The organism is Fictibacillus gelatini DSM 15865, assembly GCF_000430745.1.
Taxonomy (GTDB): Bacteria; Bacillota; Bacilli; order Bacillales; family Fictibacillaceae; genus Fictibacillus_A; species Fictibacillus_A gelatini.
Genome location: NZ_AUMP01000042.1, coordinates 20,916 through 27,472 on the forward strand (window position 1 = coordinate 20,916; position 6,557 = coordinate 27,472).

General features: G+C 44.1%; 5 protein-coding genes. 1 reads left to right on the forward strand and 4 read right to left on the reverse strand.

The window, feature by feature from the left end:
- Window positions 1-204 precede the first annotated feature (204 nt).
- The 4 genes from H538_RS0115935 to H538_RS0115950 form a co-directional block, all read right to left on the reverse strand.
- On the reverse strand, window positions 205-1,626 hold the full coding sequence (locus tag H538_RS0115935; RefSeq protein WP_035351155.1) for an NAD-dependent succinate-semialdehyde dehydrogenase: 1,422 nt from the start codon (window positions 1,624-1,626) through the stop codon (window positions 205-207).
- 50 nt (window positions 1,627-1,676) lie between these two features.
- Complete coding sequence (gabT, locus tag H538_RS0115940; protein WP_407636402.1) at window positions 1,677-3,032, reverse strand: 4-aminobutyrate--2-oxoglutarate transaminase; 1,356 nt, start codon at window positions 3,030-3,032, stop codon at window positions 1,677-1,679.
- Between the two features lie 100 nt (window positions 3,033-3,132).
- A complete protein-coding gene (locus H538_RS0115945; protein WP_026678463.1) occupies window positions 3,133-4,506 on the reverse strand; it encodes a putrescine aminotransferase in 1,374 nt (457 codons plus the stop codon).
- A gap of 22 nt (window positions 4,507-4,528) precedes the next feature.
- A complete protein-coding gene (locus tag H538_RS0115950; protein ID WP_026678464.1) occupies window positions 4,529-6,001 on the reverse strand; it encodes an aldehyde dehydrogenase family protein in 1,473 nt (490 codons plus the stop codon).
- 329 nt (window positions 6,002-6,330) lie between these two features.
- On the opposite strand from H538_RS0115950, the gene H538_RS0115955 reads away from it, so the two are divergent.
- The coding region (locus H538_RS0115955; RefSeq protein WP_026677951.1) for a transposase at window positions 6,331-6,557 on the forward strand (227 nt) is incomplete at its 3' end.

Below are 6,557 nucleotides of genomic sequence, written 5' to 3' on the forward strand. Positions count from 1 at the left end.
ATAATCTCGCAATCTTTTTTTCTATTTTTCTGAATCCTTTATAGTTTTCGTGATAATATTTGAGGTATCGCCATTCATAAAATAGCTTTACTTAAGATTTCTATCAAATACCATTCATTTCCAATATTGCAATCAAAAACAGTTGTTGTCAGTTCACGAAAATAAAAAAGAGGGCATTCTCATCACGAGAGGCCCTCTACTCTATTATTCATCAAACCCGATGGAAATATACTTTGTTTCTAAATATTCTTCAATGCCATGGTGTCCGCCTTCGCGGCCGAGTCCGCTTTCTTTATATCCACCGAATGGCGCCTGGGCCGTTGATGGAAGGCCGTCATTCAATCCGACAATGCCGTATTCGAGCGCTTCACTGATGCGAATTGCACGGCTTAAATTTTCCGTGAAAATATAAGCAGCCAGTCCAAAATTCGTATCGTTCGCCTGGCGGATAACTTCCTCTTCCGTTGTAAAGGATACGATTGGAGCAAGCGGGCCGAATATTTCTTCTTTTATGCAAAGCATGTCTTCATGAACATTCGTCATAATGGTAGGTTCGTAGAAATAGCCGTTGGCACCAGCAGGTTTTTCGCCGCGATAGACGATAGTTGCGCCTTTCTTTTCGGCATCTTCGATGAGCGATTGCACTTTTTCTACCGCCGCTCCATCAATTAATGGTCCTATTCCGGTTCCTTCTTCGAGTCCGTTTCCTACTTTTAATCCCGACAATTCCTTTTTAAATAATTCGACAAACTCCTCCTTCACATTTTCATGGACGTATACGCGGTTTGTACAAATGCACGTTTGGCCCGCATTTCTAAACTTGGAAGCGACTAAATTTTTTGCCGCTTTTTCTAAATTTGCATCATCCATGACGATAAATGGAGCATTTCCGCCCAATTCGAGGGAAATTTTCTTTACGTTATCCGCAGCCTGGCGCATTAAAATTTTTCCGACTTCTGTCGAGCCTGTAAAGGTGATTTTCCGCACACGGCTGTCTTTCATCCACGCTTCGCCGATTGCCGATGCCTTTCCGGTGACGACATTAAATACTCCTTTTGGAATGCCCGCTTTTTCCGCCAGTTCCGCTAATTTTAACGCCGTTAGCGGTGTTTGCTCGGCCGGTTTCACGACGGCGGTACATCCGGCAGCAAGAGCCGGGCCGACTTTCCGTGTAATCATCGCGGCCGGGAAGTTCCACGGTGTAATCGCAGCAATAACGCCGACTGGCTCTTTACGAACGAGAAGACGTTTGTTTGTTGCGGAAGCAGGGATCGTTTCTCCATAAACACGCTTTGCTTCTTCGGCGTACCATTTAATAAAGCTGTTCGCATAACTCATTTCGCCAATCGCTTCATTTAACGGCTTCCCTTGTTCCATCGTCATTAACTTGCCGATTTCTTCCTTCTCTTCTTCAATCAAATTAAACCACTTCATAAGAAGGTTAGAGCGTTCTTCCGCCGTTTTTTTCGACCAGCTTTTAAACGCGTCAAAGGCTGCATCGACAGCAAGCTCCGCTTCTTCTTTTCCGCCGCGCGGAATGATGCCTACGACTTCTTTTGTCGCCGGGTTGAGAACATCCGTAAATTCAGTCAGATTTTCTCCGACCCATTCACCGTTAATATACATTGGATAAAATTTATTTTTTTCGATGACACTACTCACTACATTCACCTCACTTACGCATATTGTGGTGCAAATACGGCTTCAACCGATTCTGTTAAAATGGCAAGGCCTTCTTCAAGCTGCTCGTCCGTAATGGTTAGCGGCATTAAAATGCGGATGACATTGCCGTATACGCCGGCGCTTAATAATAGAAGCCCTCTGTCATTTGCTTCTTTTACAATTTTTCCAACTGCTTCTTTATCCGGCGTTTTGCTTGCTCGATCTTTTACTACTTCGAATGCGCACATCGCTCCGAGTCCGCGGACGTCTCCGATTTGTTCAAAGCGTTCAGCAAGCTGGTTAAAATGATCAATGACTTTATTGCCTAACACATCAGCGCGCTCGTTCAGTTTTTCTTTTTCAATAATATTGATGACCGCAAGTGCTGCCTGGCAGCCGAGTGGACTTCCAGCATACGTTCCGCCGATCTCGCCTGGATTTGCCGCATCCATAATTTCGGCGCGTCCGATCACACCGCTGATTGGTGTTCCTGCTCCAAGTGATTTTGAAATGGTGATAAGATCCGGTTCTACTCCGAAATGGTCAATCGCAAAGTATTTTCCTGTCCGGCTAAAGCCTGTTTGAATTTCATCAGCCACAAAAAGAATGCCGTATTTCTTACAAATGTTATAAATACCCTGAACAAATTCCTTCGTTGGAACGATAAATCCACCTTCCCCTTGAACCGGTTCCATCACAACGGCTGCAATCGATTCCGGAGCGGCATCAGCGATTAAAAAGTGTTCAAATTGTTCAACGAGGTACTGAGAATATTGTTCTTCCGTCATGCCTTCCGGACGGCGGTAAGCATACGGATATTCCGCTTTATACACTTCTGGTGCAAACGGTCCGAATTCATATTTGTAAGGCTTCACTTTGCTCGTCATTGTCATCGTCATTAGTGTCCGCCCGTGGAACCCTCTTCTAAAGGAAACGATTCCCTGGCGTTTCGTATATTTACGCGCGATTTTAACGGCATTTTCAACAGCCTCTGCTCCGCTGTTAAAGAAAGCCGCTTGTTTAGGGAAATCTCCCGGAGCAAGTTCCGTCACTTTTTCAGCCAACTCAATGTATGATTCATACATCATGACATTAAATCCGGTGTGAATGAATTGATCAGCTTGATCTTTGATCGCTTTTACGACTTCAGGATGGGAATGCCCAACATTGATTGTCCCGATTGCGCCGGCGAAATCAATATACGTATTTCCGTCAACGTCTTCCACTAAAGCTCCGCTTGCCTTTTTTACAAATGCCGTCGTTCCATTGCTGATCCCGCGCGGCACAACCCGTTTGCGCCGTTCTAAAATTTCTTGAGATTTAGGGCCCGGAATCGCTGTTGTCAAGTTTACGAATGTTTTAGCCATTATAGACATCCTTTCTTTTACAGAAGTAAGGTAAGCAAAAATGGCAGGGCCGCTCATTTTTACTTACCTATTAAAAGAGGAACCGAATCCTTCTTTTTCAGTTTTAAGCTTTTACGTTTTTAAGTACTTCTTTAAATGTTTTTACGACTGTATTGACTTCTTCATAGCTGATCGTAAGCGCAGGCTCAATGCGGATTGTTTTCGAGTTGATGAGCGTACCTGCGACAAGAACGCCGTTGTCGAACATTCCTTTTGACACTTCATAGCCGATTTCATCTTTATGGAATTCAATACCGATCATCAATCCCTGGCCGCGGATTTCCAATACTTTATCTTCGTGTCCTTTGGCCGCTTCTTTTAGTTCATTTAAGAAATACTCCCCTACTTCCGCAGCGCGTTCTGGTAATTTTTCTTCTAACAATACGTCGATTGTTGCAATGGCTGCCGCACAAGCAAGCGGGTTGCCGCCGAACGTCGTCGTATGCATAAACGGATTTTCGAACCAGCTTTTGAACACTTCTTCGCGAGCAACGATGGCGCCTGCTGGCATAACGCCTCCGCCAAACGCTTTTGCAAGACAAATAATATCAGGAACGACATCAAACAACTCAGCCGCGAACATTTTTCCTGTACGTCCCATACCCGTTTGTACTTCATCCAAAATGAGAAGTGCTCCGTACTCATCACAAAGCTCTCTCACTTGTTTCAAGTAGCCTTCTGGAGGGATGATGATTCCGCCTTCTCCCTGGATTGGTTCTAAGATCACAGCCGCCACATCTTCACCCGTTAACGCGCATACTTCAAATGTTTTTCTCATCATGTCGATGTCCCCGAATGGAACATGACGGAAACCAGGGATTAATGGCAAGAACGGCTTACGGAAAATGCCTTTCGCTGTTCCGGAAAGGGAACCAAGACTCTTACCATGGAACGCTTTTGTCGTAGAAATGAACGTTGTCCGTTCGCTGTACATTTTGGCAAGTTTCAATGCTGCTTCAACACTTTCCGTACCGCTGTTTGTAAAGAATGCATATTTAAGGTCTCCAGGCGTGATTTCCCCTAAAATTTTCGCAAGCATTGCACGTAGCGGATCAAGAAGATCCTGGCTGTGAAGCGCCTGGCGCTTTAATTGGTCAGTTACTGCTTTGACAACTTTCGGGTTGCGGTGTCCCACATTGTAAATGCCGAATCCGCCTAAACAGTCAATATATTCTTTTCCATTCACATCTTTAAAGCCTGCGCCGCTGTCAGACCATTCAACAGCCGCGAATTGTCCGCCTTCTGTTACCGTTTTGCGGTATTCTAGGAAGCCAGGGTTAACATGCTCGCGGAATCCGTCAACTGTTTCTTTCGTGATCCACTGCGCATCTTCCTTCGTAATTTCATCTTTTTCTATTAAATGTAGAACTTGTTTAATATAATCTTGAATATTTTCTTGCTTTTCCTGTAACTTTTTGTTTTCTAAATTTACGCTCATGTTGATCTCTCCTCGTATTTTTTTACTTGCTAAACCAGCCGATTGGCTCTACCTGTAAATTGATGTTAATTTGCTTAATTTCCTGGAATTCTTCTAAACCGAATGTTCCTAAGCTGCGGCCGATCCCGCTTTGCTTATAGCCGCCCCATGGCGCTTCGTTATAGGTCGGGTGATACGTATTGATCCACGTAATCCCTGCACGGAGTTTCTTAATGACGCGCAACGCTTTTGCCCCGTCAACCGTAAATACGCCACCAGCAAGGCCGTAATCAGTGCCATTTGCAAGTTTAATTGCGTCTTCTTCGTCTTTAAACTTTTGAATAACGACAACTGGCCCGAAGATTTCTTCTTGCACGATACGCATATCAGGAGTCACATCGACAAACACGGTCGGCTCGACAAAATATCCTTTTTCAAGGCCGTCTTTTGTAATGCGGTTGCCTCCACAAGCAAGGCGCGCCCCTTCTTCTTTACCGATATTGATATAGCTTAAAACTTTTTCCATATGCTGCTCGCTGACAAGCGGTCCCATTTCTGTGTTTTCGTCATCCCCAGGCCCTACATTAATTTGCTTTGCCCGTTCTACAAACCGATCGACAAACTTGTCATAGATGCTTTCTTCGACAAGAATGCGCGAGCCGGCAGAACATACCTGGCCAGATCCAGAGAAAATGCCGAATAGCGCCCAGTCTACAGCTGTTTCAAAATCGCTGTCCGCGAAAATGATATTTGGCGACTTTCCGCCAAGCTCAAGCGAAATTTTCTTCATGTTGCCTACAGCAGCTTTCATAATATGTTTTCCTGTCTTTGTTCCGCCTGTGAAGGAAACCATGTCAACATCATGGCTTTCGGCAATTTCATTTCCAACGGTTGGGCCTGCGCCCATGACCATGTTGGCAACACCTTTTGGAAGGCCGACTTCTTCAAAAATTTCAAAAAGCTTTGTCGGTGTAACCGGTGTCACTTCAGATGGCTTAAAGACTACCGTATTGCCTGCTGCAAGCGCAGGAGCGAGTTTCCAAACACTCATTAATAGCGGATAGTTCCACGGCACGATCAATCCGCAAACACCTACAGGCTCTCTAACTACCATCGCTTGCATTGGATCTGCAACGTGATACGTTTGCCCGTCCGGTTTTGTAATTAATCCTGCATAGTAACGGAAACAATTCGCTGCATCTGTAATGTCGCCATCAGCTTCCCGATGTGGCTTTCCGTTATCCATCGTTTCAAGCTTCGTCAGTTCATCATGATATTCATCAATTTTGTCGGCAATTTTGAAAAGATAGGAAGCTCGTTCGATCGGCGGAAGCTCTGACCATGCCCCGCTTTCAAATGTACGTTTAGCAACTTCAATTGCTTCTTTCGCATCTTCTACCGTACCTTCAGCAGCCTGTGCAAAAACTTCTCCTGTCGCAGGGTTGATTACATCCCTTTTTTCTTTATTTCGGGAGTCTCTCCACTCTCCGTTTATATACATTTTTAAATCTAACATCGCTTTGTCTCCTCCTTTCGGAATTCACTAATATATATTGCAAGTTCCGTGCCAAAACAGAAAAAGCCATCTTTTTGTCTTCATTGCAAAAAAAGATGGCCTTTTTTATTCAATTTTGCATATTTTTAATCATTTCTGCAGAAAGTAAACGATCAAATGCATTAATGAGTTATGCAAATTTGCATAGGTTCAATCAATGCTGCATAAGAGTTTGTGATGCTTTGATGATGTAAAATATCTTGTGTAAGTCAAAGAAGGCCTTCTCAAAATAAAAAAAGTAGGGTACTCTCGGAATTGTCGAAGATTCCAGAACGAGAGGAGACCCTACTATGAATTTTAGTATAACCGATATTCTGTCACAAAATCAATTGGATCAAATGGTAAAGGATTTTTTGAAAGAGAAGATTGAATTCCTGCTTCAGGAGGAGATCAAGAATTTCATCAAAGTAGAAAACCCGGATCAAAAGCTGCAGCGTAACGGCTATTACCCACGGGGCTTAGACACGAAGTACGGACGAATAGAAGAACTCAGTATCCCCAGGGATCGGCAGGGGCA

Excerpts from the sequence above, each read along its gene's own strand:
- H538_RS0115950 (WP_026678464.1), bottom strand. The coding sequence starts at position 6,001 with ATGTTAGATTTAAAAATGTATATAAACGGAGAGTGGAGAGACTCCCGA.
- H538_RS0115945 (WP_026678463.1), bottom strand. The coding sequence starts at position 4,506 with ATGAGCGTAAATTTAGAAAACAAAAAGTTACAGGAAAAGCAAGAAAAT.
- H538_RS0115935 (WP_035351155.1), bottom strand. The coding sequence starts at position 1,626 with ATGTATATTAACGGTGAATGGGTCGGAGAAAATCTGACTGAATTTACG.